21 protein-coding genes, 1 tRNA gene and 1 pseudogene are annotated in these 20,657 nt (G+C 69.9%); 12 read left to right on the top strand and 11 right to left on the bottom strand.

Features of this window, described 5'->3' with window-relative positions; genetic code table 11:
- Positions 1-21: 21 nt before the first annotated feature.
- Both ABD830_RS40515 and ABD830_RS40510 read right to left on the bottom strand, forming a co-directional pair.
- Positions 22-222 carry a DUF6412 domain-containing protein gene (locus ABD830_RS40515; RefSeq protein ID WP_344999379.1) on the bottom strand — a complete coding sequence of 67 codons (201 nt, stop codon included), beginning with the start codon at positions 220-222 and terminating at the stop codon, positions 22-24.
- Positions 219-392, bottom strand: coding sequence for a hypothetical protein (locus tag ABD830_RS40510; RefSeq protein ID WP_344999377.1), 174 nt, complete (start codon positions 390-392; stop codon positions 219-221). Before ABD830_RS40510 ends, ABD830_RS40515 begins: the two co-directional genes overlap by 4 nt.
- Positions 393-486: 94 nt before the next feature.
- Between ABD830_RS40510 and ABD830_RS40505 the strand changes: the two genes are divergently transcribed.
- Together ABD830_RS40505 and ABD830_RS40500 are read left to right on the top strand one after the other, a co-directional pair.
- Positions 487-1,185, top strand: a complete 699-nt coding sequence (locus tag ABD830_RS40505; protein WP_344999375.1) for a response regulator transcription factor — start codon at positions 487-489, stop codon at positions 1,183-1,185.
- Positions 1,185-2,288 (top strand): sensor histidine kinase, encoded by a 1,104-nt coding sequence (locus ABD830_RS40500; protein WP_344999373.1) that lies wholly within the window; start codon positions 1,185-1,187, stop codon positions 2,286-2,288. Before ABD830_RS40505 ends, ABD830_RS40500 begins: the two co-directional genes overlap by 1 nt.
- Before the next feature lie 19 nt (positions 2,289-2,307).
- Here the strand turns inward: ABD830_RS40500 and ABD830_RS40495 are convergent, their stop codons facing one another.
- Positions 2,308-2,736, bottom strand: a complete 429-nt coding sequence (locus tag ABD830_RS40495) for a hypothetical protein (RefSeq protein ID WP_344999371.1) — start codon at positions 2,734-2,736, stop codon at positions 2,308-2,310.
- Positions 2,737-2,923: 187 nt separating this feature from the next.
- On the opposite strand from ABD830_RS40495, the gene ABD830_RS40490 reads away from it, so the two are divergent.
- From ABD830_RS40490 to mptB, 3 genes and pseudogenes are all read left to right on the top strand, one after another.
- A complete protein-coding gene (locus ABD830_RS40490; RefSeq protein ID WP_344999369.1) occupies positions 2,924-3,271 on the top strand; it encodes an STAS domain-containing protein in 348 nt (115 codons plus the stop codon).
- A 235-nt stretch (positions 3,272-3,506) separates the two neighbouring features.
- Positions 3,507-4,241: a glycosyltransferase family 2 protein gene (locus ABD830_RS40485; RefSeq protein WP_344999367.1), complete on the top strand. Its 735-nt coding sequence runs from the start codon at positions 3,507-3,509 to the stop codon at positions 4,239-4,241.
- Positions 4,242-4,481: 240 nt separating this feature from the next.
- Positions 4,482-5,531, top strand: a pseudogene (gene mptB, locus ABD830_RS40480) (polyprenol phosphomannose-dependent alpha 1,6 mannosyltransferase MptB); the annotation flags it as partial.
- 394 nt (positions 5,532-5,925) lie between these two features.
- On the opposite strand, the gene ABD830_RS40475 reads toward mptB, so the two are convergent.
- Positions 5,926-8,244, bottom strand: coding sequence for a hypothetical protein (locus ABD830_RS40475; RefSeq protein ID WP_344999365.1), 2,319 nt, complete (start codon positions 8,242-8,244; stop codon positions 5,926-5,928).
- A gap of 191 nt (positions 8,245-8,435) precedes the next feature.
- On the opposite strand from ABD830_RS40475, the gene ABD830_RS40470 reads away from it, so the two are divergent.
- The 4 genes from ABD830_RS40470 to serS all read left to right on the top strand — a co-directional run bounded on the left by ABD830_RS40470 (position 8,436) and on the right by serS (position 12,395).
- On the top strand, positions 8,436-9,641 hold the full coding sequence (locus ABD830_RS40470) for a glycosyltransferase 87 family protein (RefSeq protein WP_344999363.1): 1,206 nt from the start codon (positions 8,436-8,438) through the stop codon (positions 9,639-9,641).
- Positions 9,642-9,663: 22 nt separating this feature from the next.
- On the top strand, positions 9,664-10,083 hold the full coding sequence (locus tag ABD830_RS40465) for a DUF4446 family protein (protein WP_344999361.1): 420 nt from the start codon (positions 9,664-9,666) through the stop codon (positions 10,081-10,083).
- Positions 10,084-10,134: 51 nt separating this feature from the next.
- The gene (pheA, locus tag ABD830_RS40460) at positions 10,135-11,058 is read left to right on the top strand and encodes a prephenate dehydratase (RefSeq protein WP_344999359.1); all 924 of its coding nucleotides are present in this window, start codon (positions 10,135-10,137) and stop codon (positions 11,056-11,058) included.
- A gap of 74 nt (positions 11,059-11,132) precedes the next feature.
- Positions 11,133-12,395, top strand: coding sequence for a serine--tRNA ligase (gene serS, locus ABD830_RS40455; protein ID WP_344999357.1), 1,263 nt, complete (start codon positions 11,133-11,135; stop codon positions 12,393-12,395).
- Here serS and ABD830_RS40450 read toward each other — a convergent pair.
- Together ABD830_RS40450 and ABD830_RS40445 are read right to left on the bottom strand one after the other, a co-directional pair.
- Complete coding sequence (locus ABD830_RS40450; RefSeq protein WP_344999355.1) at positions 12,359-13,717, bottom strand: hypothetical protein; 1,359 nt, start codon at positions 13,715-13,717, stop codon at positions 12,359-12,361. The genes serS and ABD830_RS40450 overlap by 37 nt on opposite strands.
- A gap of 139 nt (positions 13,718-13,856) precedes the next feature.
- Positions 13,857-14,060, bottom strand: coding sequence for a cold-shock protein (locus ABD830_RS40445; protein WP_043619750.1), 204 nt, complete (start codon positions 14,058-14,060; stop codon positions 13,857-13,859).
- Between the two features lie 250 nt (positions 14,061-14,310).
- Here ABD830_RS40445 and ABD830_RS40440 point away from each other — a divergent pair, with 250 nt between their 5' ends.
- Complete coding sequence (locus ABD830_RS40440; protein ID WP_344999353.1) at positions 14,311-15,081, top strand: HAD family hydrolase; 771 nt, start codon at positions 14,311-14,313, stop codon at positions 15,079-15,081.
- Positions 15,082-15,140: 59 nt separating this feature from the next.
- On the opposite strand, the gene ABD830_RS40435 is transcribed toward ABD830_RS40440, so the two are convergent.
- On the bottom strand, positions 15,141-15,656 hold the full coding sequence (locus ABD830_RS40435) for a bacterial proteasome activator family protein (RefSeq protein ID WP_344999351.1): 516 nt from the start codon (positions 15,654-15,656) through the stop codon (positions 15,141-15,143).
- Positions 15,657-15,661: 5 nt separating this feature from the next.
- On the bottom strand, positions 15,662-16,618 hold the full coding sequence (locus ABD830_RS40430; protein ID WP_344999349.1) for an NAD(P)H-quinone oxidoreductase: 957 nt from the start codon (positions 16,616-16,618) through the stop codon (positions 15,662-15,664).
- A gap of 114 nt (positions 16,619-16,732) precedes the next feature.
- On the opposite strand from ABD830_RS40430, the gene ABD830_RS40425 reads away from it, so the two are divergent.
- Positions 16,733-18,571, top strand: coding sequence for a MinD/ParA family ATP-binding protein (locus tag ABD830_RS40425; protein ID WP_344999347.1), 1,839 nt, complete (start codon positions 16,733-16,735; stop codon positions 18,569-18,571).
- Between the two features lies 1 nt (position 18,572).
- Here the strand turns inward: ABD830_RS40425 and ABD830_RS40420 are convergent.
- A tRNA-Ser gene (locus ABD830_RS40420) sits at positions 18,573-18,659 on the bottom strand.
- A gap of 51 nt (positions 18,660-18,710) precedes the next feature.
- Between ABD830_RS40420 and ABD830_RS40415 the strand changes: the two genes are divergently transcribed.
- On the top strand, positions 18,711-19,037 hold the full coding sequence (locus ABD830_RS40415; protein WP_344999345.1) for an STAS domain-containing protein: 327 nt from the start codon (positions 18,711-18,713) through the stop codon (positions 19,035-19,037).
- A 14-nt stretch (positions 19,038-19,051) separates the two neighbouring features.
- Here ABD830_RS40415 and ABD830_RS40410 read toward each other — a convergent pair whose 3' ends face one another.
- Both ABD830_RS40410 and ABD830_RS40405 read right to left on the bottom strand, forming a co-directional pair.
- Positions 19,052-19,897, bottom strand: coding sequence for an NUDIX hydrolase (locus ABD830_RS40410; protein ID WP_344999343.1), 846 nt, complete (start codon positions 19,895-19,897; stop codon positions 19,052-19,054).
- A 12-nt stretch (positions 19,898-19,909) separates the two neighbouring features.
- Positions 19,910-20,641, bottom strand: coding sequence for a M15 family metallopeptidase (locus tag ABD830_RS40405; protein WP_344999341.1), 732 nt, complete (start codon positions 20,639-20,641; stop codon positions 19,910-19,912).
- Positions 20,642-20,657 lie beyond the last annotated feature (16 nt).

Here is a 20,657-nt window from a genome sequence, read left to right as displayed (position 1 = left end):
TGACGTCGAAGCGGGGCATGCTCAAGGAGCTCGTGGACGCGAGCGGCCTGCCGCGTCCGGGTCGCGCTGGCGCTGGAAGGCCGTGCGGCGCGCGTACGTCAGCGGAAAGCTCGCCGGCTCCCCACTGAGAACGGGCAGCAACATGGCTGCCCACGTGGCCAGCAGCAGGATCGCCATCATGGTGATCCCGATCAGCCACGGGTCGAAGAGGAAAGACGTCAACTCGACCGGGAGGACTTGCCCATCACGGTCACCACGAGGAAGACCAGGAAGGCGACCACACCGATGATCAGGGCGATTTTGAGCAGGCCCATCACCATCGGCAGCAAGAAGTTGAAGAGCACGAAGAGGCCCAGCAGGGTCCCTATGACGAGCATCACGACTCTACTCATGCAGCCACCGTACGTCCTCGGACCATGATCCGCGAGGCTTACGAACCAATGACGTCCATGACACTTCCCCGGGCCCTGGCCGTACCGTGAAGGCGTGAACACGCGCATCCTGGTCGTCGATGATGATCCGACCGTCTCCGAGGTCGTCGCGCGCTATCTGGAGCGTGACGGGCACGACGTCGAATGCGTCGGCGACGGCGTGGAGGCGCTGCGCAGGGCGCTGGCCGACCCGCCCGATCTCATGGTGCTCGACCTGATGCTGCCCAAGATCGACGGGCTGCAGGTGTGCAGGAAGCTCCGGGAGCGCTGGCCCGTACCCGTGATCATGCTGACCGCGCTCGGCGAGGAGATCGACCGGGTGGTGGGGCTGGAGACGGGGGCCGACGACTACGTGGTCAAGCCGTTCAGCCCGCGCGAGCTGGCGCTGCGCGTGCAGTCCGTGCTGCGGCGGGCCCGCGGGGCCTCCGTCACCGGTGGCACCGGCGTGCTGCGGGACGGGGACCTGGTGGTGGACGTGGGGGCTCATGAGGTACGCCTGCGGGGTGACGAGGTGATGCTGACGGCCCGGGAGTTCGATCTGCTCACCTACCTCATGCGCAATCCGCGGCAGGCCTTCAGCCGCTCCGCGCTGCTGAACCAGGTGTGGGGGTGGTCGTTCGGCGACTCATCCACCGTGACCGTGCACGTCCGGCGGCTGCGGGAGAAGATCGAGCAGGATCCGACCGAGCCGCAGAGGATCGTCACGGTGTGGGGGGTCGGCTACCGGTACGAGCCGACGGAGGGCGGCACCTGATGGTGCGCTCCGGCGAGCTGCTCATGGTCGTGGCCGTCACCGCGGGGCTCGGCCTGGTGATCGCGCTGCTCGGCATCGGGGTGATGTGGCGCCTGCGCACCCGGTCCATCGGGGTGATGCTGGCCGTGGTCGTGGTGGTCGCCGTGGCGGCGACGCTGGCCGGGGTCGTGGCCATCATCATGAAGATGATCATCGGCGGGGGCGTCAAGGACTTCGTGCTGAGCGTGGTGGCCGTGGGTGGGCTGGTCGGGCTCGGAGTCGCGTTCGTGCTGGCCAGGCGGGTGGTCGGGGAGAGCAGGAGGCTGGTGTCCGCCGTGCGGGCCGTGCCGTTCGAGGCGCCGCGGGGGCTGCCGGCCGAGCTCCAGACCATCGCCAACACCCTGGAGGAGGCGTACGCGCGGGAGCGGGCGCTGGAAGGGGCGCGGCGGGAGCTCGTCGCCTGGGTGAGCCACGACCTGCGTACGCCGCTGGCCGGGATGCGGGCGATGGTCGAGGCGCTGCAGGACGGGGTGGTGTCGGACCCGCCGACGGTCGCGCGCTACCACGCGCAGATCAAGCTGGAGGTGGAGCGGCTCTCGGCGATGGTGGACGACCTGTTCGAGCTGTCGCGGATCCACGCGGGGGCGCTGCGGCTCTCCCGGTCGCGCATCGGGCTGGCCGACCTCGTGGCCGACACGCTCGCCGGGGCCGAGCCGCTCGCCAGGGCCAAGGGCGTGGTGCTCACGGCAGAGGCGTCGGAGTCCGTGCCGGTGGAGGCCGACGCGGGGGCGCTGGGCCGTGCGCTGGGGAATCTCGTGGTCAACGCCATCCGGCACACGCCGTCGGACCGGACCGTGGTGCTGCGGGCCGGGGTGGATGACGAGGGGATGGCCTGTCTGTCGGTCGCTGATTGCTGTGGGGGGATTCCTGAGGAGGACCTGACTCGGGTGTTCGAGGTGGCCTTCCGGGGGGAGGCGGCCCGTAGTCCTGCCGCCGGCGGCGGGGCGGGGCTGGGGCTGGCCATCGCGCAAGGGATCGTGGAGGCGCACGACGGGGTGATCGGGGTGGTCAACGACGGGCCGGGCTGCCGGTTCGAGATCCGGCTCCCGCCGGTCGTCGGTTGACCTCCTGGATCGCCCCGTCTCAGGCGCTTTCGGGAAGTGTCGTTCCGGGTGGTGGTGGCGCGTCCGCCGAGTCCCTGGGGACGCCGAACGACTCCAACATCGCTCGAAATGTCGGGCAAGGCCAGCGCCACATGCAGCTCCGGCACCGCAGGATCGGGTTGGCGGTGTCGCTGGTGATGCCCCCCGCGTCCCTCGGCTGATGGAGATCCAGCAGCCTCAGCCCGAGCTCCGAGAACCTGAGCAGATCACTGCGGGCGCCCGACAGGAAGTCGAGGTCCTCGACCGCGAGCCGGGTGCGGATGGGGACGTAGCCTTCGCGGTTGACCAGGCCGCGGAGGCGTTCCGCTTCTTCATGCCATGACGTGGCCTTCTCCGTGCGGATGAGGATGGCCTCCAGGCTCTCCCGGAGCCCTTGGCGCTGGGGGTCTTCAGGTTTGTCTGTTTTCATCGATGCGGGGCCCGTCTGTCCTGCCCCAGCCCCTCCCTCTCCATGAGGCTGTGCTGGTTCTGGTATCACGCTGTCAAGCTTCGCGTACTCTCCGTTTCCATGGAGCCCAAACGGAGGACAAAAACCTGTGGTTCCCCTATCGGCGTGAGAACGTGACCGGAAGCCTCCGCGCCGCTAGCCTGCCCATGTGGAGCTCAAGGTCTCGACTCGATCACATGCCGGGTCAGCACTCGTTGCCATCACCGGAGAAATCGACCTGTACACGGCGCCTCACCTGCAGACCGAGTTCACTCGGCTGTTGAAGGAGGGGCCCAGCCGGGTGGTCATCGACATGTCCGCCGTGGATTTCTGCGACTCCACGGGGATGAACGTGCTGCTGTCGGCGCTCAAACGGATGAAGGAGCAGGGAGGGACGCTCGAGGTGGCCGCCCCGCGTCCTGCCGTACGCAAGATTCTGCAGGTCACCGGGCTCGACTCGGTGTTCACCGTGCATGACGAGGTGCCGCAGGAGTTCCTCATCACCGAGGGATCGTGACGGTATCCGTGCGCGGGCGGCGCGTCGTCGCGCCTCCCGGCCGGTGGCGTGCCGCGCAGGGGCACGGATGTCGGCTACGGTGGCGATGGTGACCTGGCCAGGGCCGCCGGTGCTCATCGCCCCGCGCGCGGGGCGATGGCAGCGGTGCTCGGGCAGGGCCGTGTTCGGGGTCGGCCATGGTGCCAGGCCATGGTGCTCGGCTTCGGGAGGGTGTGGTGTGCGGAGGTGATGCTCGGTGAGCAGTGGCGGTGACACAGCGGTGATCATCCCGGCCGTCAACGAAGCCGACCGCATCGCGGCCACCGTCGCGGCCGCCGCGGATCTGCCCGGCGTGGATCTGGTCGTGGTCGTGGACGACGGCTCGACCGACCAGACCGGCAGGGTGGCGCGCGCGGCAGGAGCCCGGGTGGTGCGTCACAGCCGCAACAAGGGCAAGGCCGCCGCGATGGAGACAGGAGCGGAGGCGGTCCGCCTCCTCGACGAGGACCGCAGCCCTCGCCACCTGCTCTTCCTGGACGCCGACCTGGGCGCGACGGCCGGCGCCGCCGCGCCTCTCATCGAGCCCGTACGCGCGTCCAAGGCCGACATGACCGTCGCGGTCTTCACGACGAGGGTGAAGCTGGGCGGCCACGGCTTAGTCGTACGCCTGTCGAAGGAGGGCATCCGCCGCGCCACCGGCTTCGATCCGGCGCAGCCCCTCAACGGTCAGCGCTGCCTCACCAGAGCCGCCTTCGAGGCGGCGCGCCCGCTGGCGCACGGGTTCGGGGTGGAGACGGCCATGACGATCGACCTGCTGCGCAAGAGGTTCCGGGTGGTCGAGGTCGAGGTCGAGATGGCGCACCGCGCCACGGGGACGGACTGGCGCGCACAGCTCCATCGAGCCAGACAACTTCGGGACGTGGCGCTCGCCCTGGCCACCAGAGACCCGCTTGTCGTCCAAAATCTCGACAAACTCCGCCTCAATCGCTGACCATCTCCACACCTTTCAACCGTCGATCTGATCATCCGGGCTGTGCGGCGCGGGGCCGCGGCGTTATCCACAGCCACGCCTCGCCCGTCCAAGGCCGCCCTGCGAGTGTGCTGGAATTTGCCGGTGACTTCGGAGAAGCGGCACGACAAGGCACGAGGCCGGCTCGCGGGGGCGGCCACGGCGGCGATCGGCGCCTCGATCCTGCTGACGATCACCATAGGCCTGCTGGGCCCCTCGCCGATGGTTCCCGCGTTGACCGGCCCGGACCGGCACCCGCCGTTCTCTCTGGACGTCCACCCCGAGCCCCACCTGGTGATCGCCCTCGCCGCGAGCGCGCTCATCCTGGGCGGCCTCGGTCTTCTGACCGCCCTCGCCTTGATCCGCACCCCTGACCCAGGGCTTCTCGGCTCAAGGAGCGGCGTGTGGAGTCATCGGCTGGTGCCCAGCGCCCGCATCCTCGTGCTCACGGGCTGCGTGACCGCCGCGATCCTCGCGTTCCTGCCTCCCTCCGGCTCCGGCGACCACCTCAACTACGCCGCCTACGGGCGCATGGTGACGCTCGGCCTGAGCCCGTACACCCATGGGGCGGTCGACCTGCCGGGCGACCCCATCGCCGACGCGGTCGAGGATCCGTGGCGTGAGGAGCCGAGCGTGTACGGCCCCGTGGCAACGGCTCTGCAAGCCATGGCGAGCTGGATCGGCGGCGACTCGCTCCGCCTGACGATATTCGTGCTGGCCCTGTTCAACGCCGCCGCGTTCATCGTGACGGGCCTCCTCATAGATCGCTTCACCCGAGACGACTCGATCAGGCGGCTGCGGGGCGCTCTCCTGTGGACAGCCAACCCGCTCCTGCTCTACCAGCTGGTGGCGGGCATGCATGTCGACACCCTCGCCATCGCCTGCATGGTCGCCGCCCTCCTGGCCAGAAGCCGCCCCATGGGCTCCGGTCTCCTGCTGGGGCTAGGCGTGGCGATCAAGGTCAACGCCGGCCTGGTGGCGCTCGGCCCGGCCTGGGAGCTACGACGACGACCCGGCCGCCTGGCTCTCATGGCGGCGTGCGCGCTCGTGGTGGTGGTCGCCGGGTACGCGATCGTCGGCCCGGAGGCGATCGCCCCGGTGACCCGCACCAGCAAGTCGATCTCCCACGTCTCGTTCTGGAAGCTGGTCCAGGGCTGGTTCCAGGCCGTCGTGGGCACCGGCAGCGCTTACCGGGCGGAGATCCAGATCGGTTCCCTCCTTGTTCTCATACTCGTCGCCTGGTCCCTGCTCCGCCTGGCCTCACGACGCCCGGACGGGCTCGCGGCGAGCGCGCCGGGAATCGAGTCGGCCGGGGAGGGCAGCCACACTGCTCCAACGCTGGGACGCGCCGCCGCGGCGGGGCGCGGTCCTGGCGATGCCGTGCAGGGCGAGGTGGATCACCATGCAGCGGGCGGGGGAGGCGGCTCCCGGAGGACCGGTGGGCTTGCGGCGCCGGTTGTCGCGGTGGGGCTGGTGGTGGCCTACCTGTTCGCCACGCCGTACATCCTGCCCTGGTACGACGGCCTGGCGCTCGGCCTGCTGGCGCTGGTGGGGGCCTCCGCGCTGGACGGGTTCGTGGTCGCGCACCTGCTGGTCCTGTCGCTCGCGTACCTCCCGGCGAGGGTGGTGGGGCCGCCACAGGACCTCGACTGGCTCAGGACCGTGCTCAGGCCTCAGCTCGCGTGGGCGCTGCTTGCTCTGACGGCGGGGCTGATCCTGTGGGCCTGGCGAGCTGCAGGGCACGGACGCAGGCCGCCAGCGTCAGAGGCACGGCCACCGTCAGGGCCATAGCGGGGATGGCGATGCCGGAGTCGTTCATCAGGAAGCCGACGAAGGCACATGTGAGAGCGCCGAAAAGGCCCGCGCGGAGCGTCGGGGCCAGGTGGTACGCCTGGCTGAGGGCCGAGACGCCCCAGCGCGACGGACGGGCGAGCACCAGGAAGAGGAAGGCCAGCGCGACCAGCGAGAGGAGGGTCAGTGACCAGTTCCCGACGGTTACGCCGATCATGGCACTGAACTTGCGCCAGACGACGGTCCACGCCTGGCCGTCGATGATCTGCTGGACGAAGTTGCCCAGGTGGGTCCGCTGGTCATCGGGACGCAGCCAGTCGACGACGGAGAGCGTGCCCACGAGCCCGGCCCCCACCAGGCCGACGAGCAGCAGCCTCAGCACCGACACGCGCCTGCCGGAGAGCAGTATGAGGAAGACCGCCAGGCCGATCACGAACGCCGGGACACCGCCGAAGTCCGCCCCCCACGAAGGCCATCCATCAGCGAAGACCGCGATCCCTCCGTACACGGCGCACACCCCGACGACCACGGTCCTGGACACGCCCCGGCCGAGCAGCCACTGCGACACCCCGGCCAGCCCGAGGATGGTGCCGGTGGCGTAGACGGCGAAGGCGATGTTGCTGAAGCCGTAGAACCGTCCTCCGGTCACGGGCTCGTAGCCGGTCACGGCGTTCACCTGGAGCTTGGAGCCGGTCATGACGTCGATGAGGAGGGCCAGGGAGGTCACGGCGGCGACCACGGTGAGCGGGCCCAGCACGTGAGCCCGCCAGGGGCCGGCGAAGGCCAGGGCGGTGAACAGACCGGCGATGGCCACGATCGTCACGATCACCGACAGCATCGGCACCGGCAGCGTCCACCACGGCACCAGCTGGGCCAGGAATGTGGAGATGGCGATGGAGCCGCTGATCACCGCCACGATCTGGACGGCTTTGAGAAGCTTGGAGGTCTCCGCGAAGTCGGCGGGCAGAGTCGCTCCAGTGCTGGTGCCAGGGGAGGTGGCACGGGACGCCGAGTCGGCCGTTTCCGGGCGGTTCGGGGAGCGGCGGCGGCGGAGGGCCAGGGCGGCGAGAGCGTAGAAGAGGAGCTGGACCGTCACCAGGACGGTGAAGAACGGTCCGCGGACCTCCCGCAGCACCTGGCTGGCGAGGTCGCCGTCCGCCAGCCCCGACACCGTGTCGCCCGGTGTGGCGGAGGCGGTGCCGTCGGGTTGCCAGGGACGGCCGACCACCTGGCGCGGGACGGGAAGGCCGAGGAGCTGGATGGTGGTGGCGGTGAGGTCGGTGATCGTGACCAGAGCGTCCTGGCGGGTGGAGGTGGCGGTCAGATAGCCGTGGCCGTACGGCCGGCCGTTCGGGGACTTGGCGATCGCCACGTGGAGGTGGGCGTTCGGGGTCACGTCAGAGACGCCTGCCACCAGGACGGTGGTGTCGGAAGGCAGCTTGGCGAGCAGGGCGCCGACCTGCTGGTCCGCTCGGGCTGCGGCTGCCTGGCGGTCGGCGGTCGGCAGCGGGGTGGGGACGCCGTACTCGTCCAGGGGCTGCCTGGCCCAGGCGGTGGCCAGGTCGGCGGCCTCCATGATGATCAGGTTGTACGGGTCCAGGGCGCCGATGGAGTCGACAGCGTCGACGGCGGGGACGTATTTGGCAATATTTCCGGACTTGTCGGCGGCAGCGATCGCGGCGCCCGGGCCTACGGCGGCGACCTTGCCCCCGTTGTCCGCCACCGACTGGCCCAGGGTGCCGAGCTGGGCGTCGTAGCCGGTTTCGGCTTGGTACGCGGTCAGGGCCTGCCAGTTCGGGATCCTGGCGCCCTCTCCCGTGGGTTGTGGGACCGGGGGCTGAGGGCAGCCCTTGCCTGCGGCGCCCGCTCGCTGGCCTGCTGAGATGGTCAGCCAGCCCGCTGTGGGGCAGGTGGTGCCGCGGTCCGGGGGCGGCACGGCACGCGTCGAGAGAGAGCCTGAGGCGCCCTGGCCGACGAGGGCCCACAGGTGGGGGGTTCGTGACGCGTCCAGGTCGCTCCATTCGAGACCGGGTACGCCGATGAGGGCGACCCGAGCCGCCTGGGCGACCGGCTCTTTCCTGGCGATTCGGAGGGCCGCGGGGGCTGGTGCGCGTGTGTGGAGATCAGTGCTGGTGGCCCTGGTGAGAGGGGCGGCGGCGGCCGTCGAGGAGAGGAGGCAGGTCGCCGCGGCCATGCTGAGGATGAGCGCGGCGAAGGTCCGTCGGCTCGTCCGGGCGGCGAGGGCGCGCCTGATTGCCCGGGTCGCGAGAGCCCGTGCGCGCGTCAGAACGTCGAGGACGTGCTTCGGCGTTGGCGCATGTGGCATGGACGGAACCCCCAGTGATTGCCCCTCGATCAATAACAGCCACGGTAACGTGCCACATCGTGACAAGTGGCGAGGTACGCGTGATGCGGCGGCAGTGGTGGGCGTGGGCGGTCGCGGGGCTCGTGGTCGCCGCGGCCGCCGTGCCCCTGGTGCACATGTGGCTCACCAATCCCGACGATCAACGCCTGGTCGACCTCGACGTTTACCGTACCGGCGGGCAGATGCTGCTCGAGGGCCGGCCGGTGTACGAGTACGTCACGCCGGCCCCGCAGCTGCTGCCGTTCACCTATCCTCCCATCGCGGCGATGATGGCCGTGGCGCTGGCCGAGATGTCCTGGGGGACGGCCCAGTGGGTGTGGACGGCCGGGATCTTCGTGGCGCTGGCCGTGACCGTGGGGTTCTCGTTCAGGGAGGTCCTGCGAGGAGAGGCGCTGCGGAAGTACGTGCCGTGGGCGTTCGCGGCGCTCATGGTGGCCTGCACCTACCTGATGCCGATCAGGGACCAGGTGCGGTTCGGGCAGGTGGACATCCTGCTGGTCGCGCTCTGCGCGGCCGACTGCCTGGCGAAGAAGCCTTGGTGGCCGCGGGGGTTCCTGATCGGTCTCGCCACGGCCGTGAAGCTCACGCCGGGCGTCTTCCTGATCTACCTGCTGCTCACGCGGCAGTGGCGGACGTTCTCCATGGCGGCTTTCACGGCGGCGCTGCTGACGTTGCTGCCGTTCGCGGTCATCCCGCGGGACGCGGCCGACTTCTGGTTCTGGGCGCTGCTCGATCCCGGCCGCGTCGGCGCGAACGAGGCCACCACGAACCAGTCCATCCGCGGCATGCTGCTCCGCCTCTACCTGCCCGATCCGGCGACGTCCCTGATCTGGATCGTGGTGGTGGCCGCGGTCGCGTGGTACGGGTTCCGCGGCGCGCGGGACGCGTACAGGGCGAACGACCAGTTGACCGCGGTCGCGCTGACGGGGCTGATGGCCGTGCTGCTCTCGCCGGTCGCCTGGATCCACCATCTGGCCTGGGTGGTCGTGGTGCTCGCCGCGATCGTCGGGGACGGGCGGGACCCGGTCAGGCTGCGGGTGGCGGCGGGCGTGTGGCTCTTCTACGTCGTCCCCGTCCCTTGGTGGGGGGTCTCGTTGAAGGCGGCCGACATCCCGGGGGTCAGCCTGGTGCTGGGGAAGATCGTCCAGAACGGGTTCGGGCTGGGGGCGCTGGCTCTCGTGTGGTTGTTGGCGACCTGGTTGCCGAAACGGCGCGAGATCGCATGACCGAACCATTACCCTCTGTGCCGTGCTCGTTACCACATGGGTGATCGTGGGCGTCATCGCCGGGGTCAGCGGCGTGTTCATCGGGTATAGGGCGCTCCGGCAGGCCAGAGCGGCCGTGGAGGACTGCCAGCGGATGCTCGCCCGGCAGATCAGCGAGGGCATGGGCGACCTCAAGGCCATCAGGGACGTGGCCGTCTGCCGGTACGACGCGCTCTCCGAGATGACGGGGCGGCTGTCGTTCTCCGTGGCGATGATCAACGGCCTCGGCGACGGCATCGTGCTGACCTCGATCAACGGGCGGAGCGAGACCCGTACGTACATCCGCCCTGTGGTCGGCGGGAAAGGGCGGGAGCCGCTGTCGCCCGAGGAGGAAGAGGCGGTGCGGGCGGCCAGGCTGGGGCTCGGGCCGATGATCGCGTCACGGGCCTCAGAGGTGCTGTAGACACACCCCGAAGGGGCGCATGGGCGGTCCACCTGCGGATACTCTTGATGCATGCCCAGACTCGCCTATCTCGGACCGGAAGGCACCTTCACCGAAGAGGCCCTGCGGCTCCTCGACCCGACGGCCGAGCGTCTGCCCTGCGCGTCCGTGAGCGCCGTGCTCAACGCCGCGCGCGCCGGCGACGCCGACGGCGCCGTCGTCCCGCTGGAGAACTCCATCGAGGGCGCGATCACCTCGACGCTCGACGAGTTCGCCTGGGGCGAGCCGTTGCTGATCACGGCCGAGCTGCTGCTGCCGGTGCAGTTCTCGCTGCTGGCCCGGCCCGGCACCGGGATCCCCCACATCAAGCGGGTCTACACGCATCCCGCGGCCATCACGCAGTGCCGCGCCTACGTCGCGCGCGAGCTGCCCGAAGCCGTCGTGGTGGCCGCCCCTTCGACCGCGGCGGCGGCGCAGGAGGTGTCGCTGCCCGGCTCGCCGTACGACGCCGCCATCGCCGCCCGCATCGCGGGGGAGCACTACGGGCTGGTGCAGCTGGCCGCCGACATCGGCGACAGGTCCGACACCGTGACCAGGTTCATCAAGGTGAGCCGGCCGGGTGGTCCGCTGCCCGAGCCGACCGGCTCCGACCGCACCACGCTGGTCGTCTTCCTCGCCGACGACCACCCGGGCGCGCTGCTGGAGATGCTGACGGAGTTCTCCGTGCGCGGGGTCAACCTGACGCGCATCGAGTCGCGGCCCACCGGTGACGGCATCGGGCGCTACTTCTTCCACTTCGACTTCGAGGGCCACATCGCCGACGCCCGGGTCGGTGAGGCCATCGCCGGGCTGCACCGCATCTGCGGCGAGGTGCGCTTCCTCGGCAGTTACCCGCGGGCCGACGGGATCGCGCCGCAGATCAAGCGGGGCACGTCCGACCCCGAGTTCGCCGAGGCGGGCGACTGGCTCGCGCGTATCCGGGCAGGCCAGGTCTGAGAGCCGGGCAAGCATCCGCGTGTACGCGGTAATCCGGGGGCGAGGAGCCACCGCGCGCCGGTAGCCTTTGGCTTGTGATTGACCTGCGTACCCTTCGTGAGGATCCCGACCGGCTACGGGCGTCGCAGCGTGCCCGCGGTGAGGACGACTCCGTCGTCGACACGCTGCTCGACCTCGACGAGCGCCGCCGATCCGCGCTGACCGCGTTCGAGTCCATGCGCGCCGAGCAGAAGAGCATGGGCAAGTCGGTCTCCAAGGCGCAGGGCGAGGAGAAGGCCGCGCTGCTCCAGCGCGCCAAGGACCTCGCGAGCCAGGTCAAGGCCGCGGAGGCGGAGGCGGAGAAGCTCGGGACCGAGCTCGACGAGCTCCTGCAGACGGTGCCCAACATCGTCGAGGAGGGCGCGCCGGAGGGCGGCGAGGACGACTACGTCGTGCTCGAGACCCACGGTGAGCCGAGGACGTTCGACTTCGAGCCCAAGGACCACCTGGAGCTGGGCGAGGCGCTCGGCGCCATCGACATGGAGCGGGGCGCCAAGGTGTCCGGCTCGCGGTTCTTCTTCCTCAAGGGCGTCGGCGCCCGCCTGCAGCTCGGCCTGCTCAACATGGCCATGCAGCAGGCGATCGAGGCCGGGTTCACGCCGATGATCACGCCGGTGCTCGTCAAGCCGGAGACCATGCAGGGCACCGGCTTCCACGTGGCCCACGACAAGGAGATCTACCGCCTCCCCGAGGACGACCTCTACCTCGTCGGCACGTCGGAGGTGGCGCTGGCCGGATACCACGCCCAGGAGATCCTGGACGGCGGTGACCTGCCGCTGCGCTACGCGGGCTGGTCGTCCTGCTTCCGCCGCGAGGCCGGCTCGTACGGCAAGGACACCAGGGGCATCATCCGGGTCCACCAGTTCGACAAGGTCGAGATGTTCTCCTACGTGCGCCCCGAGGACGCCCACGAGGAGCACCTGCGCCTGCTCGCCTGGGAGAAGGAGATGCTGGCCAAGATCGAGGTCCCGTACCGGATCATCGACACGGCGGCGGGCGACCTCGGCATGTCGGCCGCCCGCAAGTTCGACTGCGAGGCGTGGATCCCCACCCAGGGCCGCTACCGCGAGCTGACCTCGACCTCCAACTGCACGGAGTTCCAGGCGCGCCGGCTCGCCGTCCGCTACCGCGACAAGGACGGCAAGCCGCAGCACCTGGCCACGCTCAATGGCACCCTGGCCACGACCCGCTGGATCGTCGCGATCCTGGAGAACCACCAGCAGGCCGACGGCTCCGTGGTGGTTCCCGAGGCGCTGCGACCCTACGTGGGCCTCGACGTGCTGGAGCCGTCCAAGTAGGCGCGGCGGGCGTCGTTCCTGATGAGGACGGCGCCCCCCGCCAGCACCAGGGCGGTCAGCACCACGGCCAGGACGACGGCCGCCCAGTACGGGCCCGGGGTGCCCTCCGACCAGCCGTAGAAGGGCGTGTAGACGGTCGCGAACACGAGCGGCGCGGCCAGCACCCCGACGGCGGCGGGCACGGGCCGGACCTGGCCGACGATCGCCAGCACGAGGCAGACCACGCTGCCCGCCAGGGTCGCCAGCCCGCCGATGAGCGTCAGGACGGGCGCCATGTTCGTGCTCATCGACCACGTCCCCGACCAGCCTGTGAGAACGGCGAGCACGCCCAGGGAGGCGGCCACCGCGAAGCCGAGATAGGCGCGGGTGAACTGCCGCAGCCCCGCTCCGGCGCCGCCGAACAGCATGCAGGCGGCCAGGAAGAGCGCGACGTTGCGCTCCGGGGACAGGTCCACCGCGTCGATCTCGAAATCGCCCGGCCAGCCGACCCGGCGCCACTCACCGGACACGTCGCGGACCAGGATGCCGTCGAGGCCGTTCGCGACGACCACGACGTGTCCGCCCGGGCGGGCCTGCACGGCCAGCGCCATCGAGGCTCGCGCGTCCTTGCGGGAGTAGCGCCTGTCGAGTCGGTCGCGGTCGTCGCCGGTCAGCGCCCACGACGGTGCCCACGTCTTGCCGCCGTCGTCGGACTGCTCGACGGCCATCCGGCCGGCCACCACCCGGTAGCACCGTGTCGCCTGCATGGGCACGCAGGCGGCGCTCTGGAGCGGATGTCGCTCCTTCTCGTTCCAGGTGTTCCCCTCCGACCAGGTGACCCCGCCGTCCTCGGAGATCCGCGCGTCGCCGTCCCGTACATGGACGACGATCCGGGCACCGTCCACCTCGACGGAGCGGGCGGTGGGCGAGGGCGCGGCCGAGGTGGCGGTCACCGCCAGCACGGCCAGCGGCATCGTGACGATCAGCCGCCACCGCGCGGAGGGCGCCCGCAGGCTGCGGTGGCGGACCCACCAGGCCAGGGCGAGCGCGGGAAGGGCGAGGAGGTCCGTAGGATCGGCCAGGACGCGCGATGGGCCCGAGACGAGGGTCCAGACATGGGAGGCGAGCTCAGCGCCCGTCTCCGTGCTTTTCACGAGCGCGAAGAGCACTCCGGTCAGTACGGTGGCCGCCAGGTCGGCCCGCCGCCCGAAGAGCAGCGCCACCAGCGCGGGTGCCACGACAAGGCCCGCGACGTCACTGAGCTTGCCCGTGAGGAACCCGGGCCAGGCCTGCTTGAGCAGGTGGTCGTTGACCAAGAGCACGAAAACCCCGGCAACGGTCACGGGGTGACATAACCAGGCGTACCTCATGTAGAGGTGGATGGCCGGGAAGCGGAGAAGGTTCGCGGCCGTGACCAACCTGGAACAAGCAAAAGACCGAGGCCCGCTGGAAGCGAACCCCGGCCTCTCTAGCTGCTACAGGTCAGATGGCTCGGACCTGAGAGGCCTGCGGCCCCTTCTGGCCCTGCGTGATCTCGAACTCGACCCGCTGGCCGTCTTCAAGGCTGCGGTAGCCGTTGCCGACGATCTCAGAGAAGTGCACGAACACGTCCGGCGCACCGCCGTCCGGGGCGATGAAGCCGAAGCCCTTCTCAGCGTTGAACCACTTGACGGTTCCCTGAGCCATAAAAGCTCTCCCTCAGGATGTGAATCTATGGGACCCACACCTCGTGGGTCCCGGTGTGTCGTACAGCAAGCACCCGGGGTGGCTCAGACAAAGTCATGCTGGTTTTCACTACGGGATCAGCTAATACAACGCCATCACATCTAACACCATTCTGGAGCGTTGGTGTTCCCGTACCTACAAAGATTTCTGTCAGACGGCATCACCGGGCAAACTGGAACCTGTTATGCAGAGCCTTCCCACACCCCGCCTAGTGGCCACCGACCTCGACGGGACCGCGTTGCGCACCGACGGAACCGTGTCTCCCCGCACGGCTGCTGCCTTCGGCAAAGTCGAGGAATCGGGAGCCATGCTCGTGTTCGTGACGGGGCGGCCGCCCCGGTGGATGGGTGAGGTCGCGGGTGCCGTACGTCACCGTGGGCTCGCAATCTGTGCGAACGGGGCGCTGATCTACGATCTTCATACCGAACGGATAGTGGAATCTCACCTGATCACGGTGGACGTGCTCCAGGAAGTCGTGGATCAGCTAAGAGCGAACGTGTCCGATCTCGCATTTTCGGTCGAGTATGAAGTGGGTTTTGCGCATGAGTCCGATTTCCTGCTCGGCGGCCTGGACAAGGAGGCCCGAGCGGTACGTGTCGACTCCGTGACCATGCGTCCATGCGTGAAGCTGCTCGCCCTGCACCCCGTCATGGGCCCGGACGAGTTGCAGGCCGCCGTGCACGAGCTGGTCGGCCATCTGGTGACCGCGACCCACTCCAGCCGCAGGGGCCTGATCGAGATGAGCGCTCAGGGCGTGACGAAGGCGTCGGCCCTGGCGGCCTTCGCCGGGCAGCACGAGATCAAGCCCTCGGAGTCGATCGCGTTCGGTGACATGCCGAACGACCTGCCCATGCTGAGCTGGGCAGGCACGTCGTACGCGGTCGCGAACGCGCATCCCGACGTGCTGGCGGCGGTCGACCATGTGACCGCGGCCAACGACGAGGACGGCGTCGCCCAGGTGATCGAGCGGCTCTATCGGTAGCTGCGTTCAGCAGCTACCGATAGCAGGCGCTTGCGCCGCTACCGGTAGCCCGGCTCCCCCTACAGGTAGGGGCCTGACCCGCCGGGCGGCCGGTGCTGGTCATCGCCCTGCGGCACGCCGGGCAGCGCTCTGCGCATCTGCTCCAACTGGGCACGGGCGGCCATCTGCTGCGCGAACAGCGTGGTCTGGATGCCGTGGAACAACCCTTCGAGCCAACCGACCAGCTGGGCATGCGCGATGCGCAGCTCCGCCTCGCTCGGTGGCGCGCCGTTCTCCTCCGTGAACGGCAGCGACAGGCGCTCCAGCTCGTCGACCAACTCCGGTGCCAGGCCGTCCTCGAGCTCCTTGATGGAGGACTCGTGGATCTCCTTCAACCGCTTGCGGCTGGCCTCGTCGAGGGGAGCCGCACGGACCTCGTCGAGGAGCTGCCTGATCATGCTGCCGATGCGCATCACCTTGGCGGGCTGCTCGACCAGGTTCGTGACCGATCGATCATCTTCACCGCTATCGCCCTGACCTTGGAAGTCAGGGCCCACCACCACGATGTGGGGGGTGTTGTTGTCCTCAGCATTCATAACACTCACCGTACTAGCAGGATCTTGCCGACGTGCTCCCCCGAATCCAACATTCGGTGCGCTTGAGCGGCATCCCGCATCGGCACTTCCGCGTGCACCACAGGGCGCACCGCTCCCGCGCCGACCAGGGGCCAGACATTCTCCACGACACTACGGACGATGGCGCCCTTCTCGTCTGCGGAACGCGAGCGGAGCGTCGTGCCGTGGACGGCGGCGCGCTTGGCGAGCAGCGTCCCCAGGTCGAGCTCGGCCTTGCGGCCGCCCTGCAGCCCGATGATCACCAGCCGGCCGCCGGTGCGCAGCGCGCGGACGTTTCCCGCCAGGTATTTCGCCCCCATGATGTCGAGGATCACGTCGGCCTGCACCTTGTCGGCGAAGTCCTCCTCGCGGTAGTTGACGACCTCGTCCGCGCCGAGCTCCCTGACCCGCTCTCCCTTGGCCGCGCTGCCGACGGTCGCGACGACGTACGAGCCGAGCGCCTTGGCCAGCTGCACCGCGAACGTGCCGATCCCGCTGGCGCCGCCGTGCACGAGGAGCGTCTCGCCCCTGCGCAGCCGCCCGACCATGAAGACGTTGGACCACACCGTGCACGCCACCTCCGGCAGCCCGGCGGCCTCCACCAGCGGCACCCCGTCAGGCACCGGCATGACCTGCTGCCAGGGCACGGCTACGCGCTCAGCGTAACCGCCGCCTCCGAGCAGGGCGCACACCTCGTCACCCGGCTTGAAGTGCTCGACGTCCGAGCCGACCTCGGCCACCACGCCGGAGACCTCCAGCCCGGGGTAGGGCGGCGCGCCGGGGGGCGGATCGTAAAATCCTTGCCTCTGTATGACATCGGCCCGGTTGACCGCCGAGGCGGCCACGTCGATGAGCACGTCGCCGGGCTCGACACGCGGCTCCGGCACCTCGCGCCACTCCAGCACCTCGGGTCCGCCCGGCTCGGCGATCTCAATGGCTCGCATGCGAACTACGGTAGCCGGGCAAAGAAGTTGTGGGTTGCCGAGCTCCGCGGTGGCCTATGGCGTTAACCTGCAAGGTATTTGCTGCCCCTTTAGACCCACCCGAGGGGGAACACGGTGGCAAGACACGATCGAGAGGAATCGCTAGAGGAACAGCTGGCCTGGCTCGACGCGATCAAGGAGACGGAGGAGTCTCCCGTTTCTGTCAGCGCCTCGACGGCTGTTCCTGACGAGCCGATCGCCTCGCCGTACCCCCAGGACCCGTGGCGGCTGGTCCCGGCACAGCAGGACACGCCGACGCCACCGCTGTTCCGCGCGGCCGTCGACTCCGTGTACGGCGCCGAGGCGGCCGAGGACCTCCCCGAGGGAGAGACCGAGGCGGCCGAGTGGCTCGGCACGGCCCGCGCGGCGACGAAGGAGCCGGCGGCGCCGAGCGTGGAGGACGACCCGTTCCACGCTCCGCTGAAGCCGTTGCCGCGCCCTGACGACACCGACACGTACACGCTGTCGTTCACCCCGCCCGAGGTCCCCAAGCAGGTCGCCGGCGAGGAGGAGGACACGTCCTGGTCGACGGTGCCCGAGTGGGCGCGCGCCCCCGAGCCCGCCCCCGAGGAGCCGGAGGCGTCCGCCGCCGAAGCCGAGGAGGAGCCCGCCGAGGAGGACGACGATGAGGAAGAGGCCGCCTGGGCCGACACCTCGCCGAAGAACGAGCGCCCGCAGTGGACGGAGCCGTCCGACACCCTCCCGACGATCCAGCCTCCTCAGTGGCGGGACAGCTCCGCGCAGGACGAGCGTCCCCAGCACGCCGAGCCCGAGGAACGGCACTCGTGGGCGGAGCCGACCAAGCCGTCGTGGACGGAGCCCCTCCAACGGGAGGAACGGGAGGAGCCGGCCCACGAGCCCGAACGTCCTCAGCAGCACGAGTGGCGACCCGCCGAGCGCGAGATCCCGCCGCCTCCCCAGCGGCACCGCCGCCCGGCCCCGATCCCGGTGTTCACCGCCTCGCCGCGGCCCCCGGTCACCGGGCGTCCCACCGCGGACAGCCTGGACCCGGAGTCCCTGATACGCGGACGGCGTAATGCCCCCTCCAAGGGCTGGCGCCGCCTCGTCTACAAGGCGTCGGGAGGCTGGATCAAGCCCGGCGAGCCCCCGGAGGTACGCCGCCGCCGCGAGCTGCTGACCAGGGCCCGCACGCCGGTCACCGCCGGCCACCACCGTGTGGCCGTGCTGAGCCTGAAGGGCGGCGTGGGCAAGACCACGACCACGGTCGGGCTCGGCGCCACCCTGGCCTCGATCCGCGGCGACCGCGTCATCGCCGTGGACGCCAACCCCGACAGGGGCACCCTGTCCGACAAGCTGGTCCTGGAGACCTCGGCCACCGTGCGCGACCTGCTCAACGAGCGCGACCAGGTCAAGCGCTACGTCGACATCAGGGCGTTCACCTCGCAGGCGCCCTCACGCCTCGAGGTGCTCGCCTCCGACCGCGACCCGTCGGTCTCCGAGGCGTTCAGCGGCGCCGACTACCAGGCCGTCTCCCAGGTGCTGGAGAACTTCTACTCGATCTGCATCACCGACTGCGGCACCGGCCTGCTCCACTCGGCGATGGGCGGTGTGCTCGGGCTGGCCGACCAGATCGTGCTGGTCAGCTCCCCGTCCGTGGACGGCGCCAGGGCCGCCTCGGCGACGCTCGACTGGCTGGAGGCGCACCACTACGCCGACCTGGTGAAGAACGCGACCGTGGTGCTGTGCAGCGTCCGGCCGCGCTCGAAGTCGGCGGTCGACGTCAAAAAGCTGGAGGCCCACTTCGCCGCCAGGTGCCGCGCGGTGATCCGGGTGCCGTACGACCCGCATCTGGAGGAGGGCGCGGAGATCGACCTCGACCGGCTAGAGGAGCCGACCAGGGAGGCCTTCCTGCAGCTCGCCGCCTATGTGGGCGACGGCTTCGCACCCAAGTGAGCGGAGGGTGTGGGATTCGAACCCACGAGGCCATCGCTGACCTGGCCGCTTTCAAGGCGGCTGCACTCGTCCACTATGCGAACCCTCCTGTGCGGAAACCACGATAGCGGCTGCGGTGACAGCGGTGTACGTTCAGGAGGTGGCGGATCTCAACGTTGAGGTGGAGCGCGGCGACGCGGCGACGCTCGTCCGCCTCGACGGTGACCTGGACAAGCTCACCGCGCCGCAGCTCAAGGACTGCCTGGTCAAGCTGCTCGCCGAGGGGCGGGTGAGGGTCGTCATCGACGCCGGGGAGCTGGAGTTCTGCGATTCGAGCGGCCTGTGGGCGCTGGTGGAGCACCAGCGCCGGGTCGCCGCGCGCGCCGGCTCCTTATGCCTGGTCGGCGTGCACGGGGTGCTGCAGCGGGTGCTCGACGTGACGGGCCTCAAGGCCGCCTTCGACGACGTGCTCCGCGCGGAGCGGTGAAGGGCCTGCGGGGGTCACCCGCCGAGCTGTGACAGCAGCCACTTCGGGCCGACGATCTCGGCGCCCAGCTCGTGCACGCGATCCCGCAGCCCGCGATCCGCGGTGACGACGAGCACGCGTTCCCACGGTTTGGCCTGCCGCACCACGTCCACGATCGCGTCGTCCCCGCTCCCCGTGGCCCCGACCACCTGGATCCCCGGCACGGCCGGCGCGCTCCTGGCCGCGCCCTCCACGACGGCGACGACGCGCGGGTACCACTGCGCCAGCACGGGATGCGTCAGGCGCAGCCTCGACACGTCCTCGAGCAGCCGCGTCGCCGCCCCGAGCCGGTCCCGCCACCAGCCGTGCTCGGCCCGCGCGCCCACGATGTTGGCCACGTCGAGCACGATGGTCTCCGGCCTGATCTCCCCTTGGATCTCGTCCCAGGTGGCGGCGAAGCCGGGATGCAGCCGCCGGTCGGAGATCTCCGGCAGCGGCAGCCAGCGCAGCTCGCTGCTCTCACTGTTGGCGGGCACCGCGGCCAGCAGTTCGGCCGACTCGGCGATCACCGTCTCGAACGCCCACCCGCCGTGATCGTCTAGATAGACGCCCTGCACGCGCAGCCCGTCGCCGGCGAGCGCGGCCTCTTCACGGGCCTCGCGCAGCGCCGTGGTGACAGCGTCCTCGTGGCTGTCGCGCGCCCCTCCCGGAAGCCCCCACGTGCCGCCGTGATGGCTCCACCAGGAGCGCTTCTGCATGAGCACGTACGGCACGCCGCGGTCGTCATGGTGGACGACGAGGAGCCCGGAGGCGCCGTGCAGGCCCCAGTGCCGGTGGCCCTGGGAGCACTCGGTCCAGCCGTCGCCGTCCTTAGCCGCCATGGAGTGATTCTCTCAGCCTCCACCCTTGCTGAAATGCTGCAGATCCTTGGCGCCCGACCAATAGCCGCCCCACTCCCAGCCGACCTGAGAGAAGGCCTTTACCACCTTGTCGCCAGGATTTATTACGCCCTTCCCCTTCATGGGGCGCTTTGTGAACTTCTTGGACGCTTTGTGCGCTGTTTCGCCACTTGCAGTGATGTATGGGTTAATGAGCGGGTTGACGTCTATCGCTTCCCCGTACGCGTGCTTCGACCAGTGACTTGACCCGGTCGCCTGGCGGCAGTTGAACGCCGATGTGTTGTTGGCCTCGATGGAGGCGAAGTCGTCGGCCTTGAACGCGTCCACCAGCTTCATCTGCTGGATCGGCCAGCGCCAGCCGTACAGCTTCCTGAAGACCGTCACGATGTCGTCGGTGACCGTCTTCCGCACCACCAGCTCGCCGGTGTGCGGCTTGTCGTCGAAGCCCCAGTACGTCATCGTGATCAGCCGCAGGTCGCGGTAGCTGACCGGGCAGCCGGGACGCCACGAGTACGGCAGGCGGTCGCGGGAGACCTGCGTGACCTTGGCCCTGAACGCCGGCGGGGCCGTCGAGCTGGGCGTGGGTGTGGGCGTGGCCGACTCGGCAGGCTGTTGCGCGGGCGCGGGCGCGGGCACCGTCGATGAGGAGCCGGTGACGGCAGGCGCCCGCGTCCCGCACGAAACGGAGGCGAGCACCACGAACGCCATGGCGGCAGCACGTTTCATCTCGCCACAATATGCG

Origin of the sequence: Nonomuraea helvata (assembly GCF_039535785.1) — a bacterium.
Classification (GTDB): Bacteria; Actinomycetota; Actinomycetes; order Streptosporangiales; family Streptosporangiaceae; genus Nonomuraea; species Nonomuraea helvata.
This window is presented reverse-complemented; position numbering and strand designations above follow the sequence as displayed.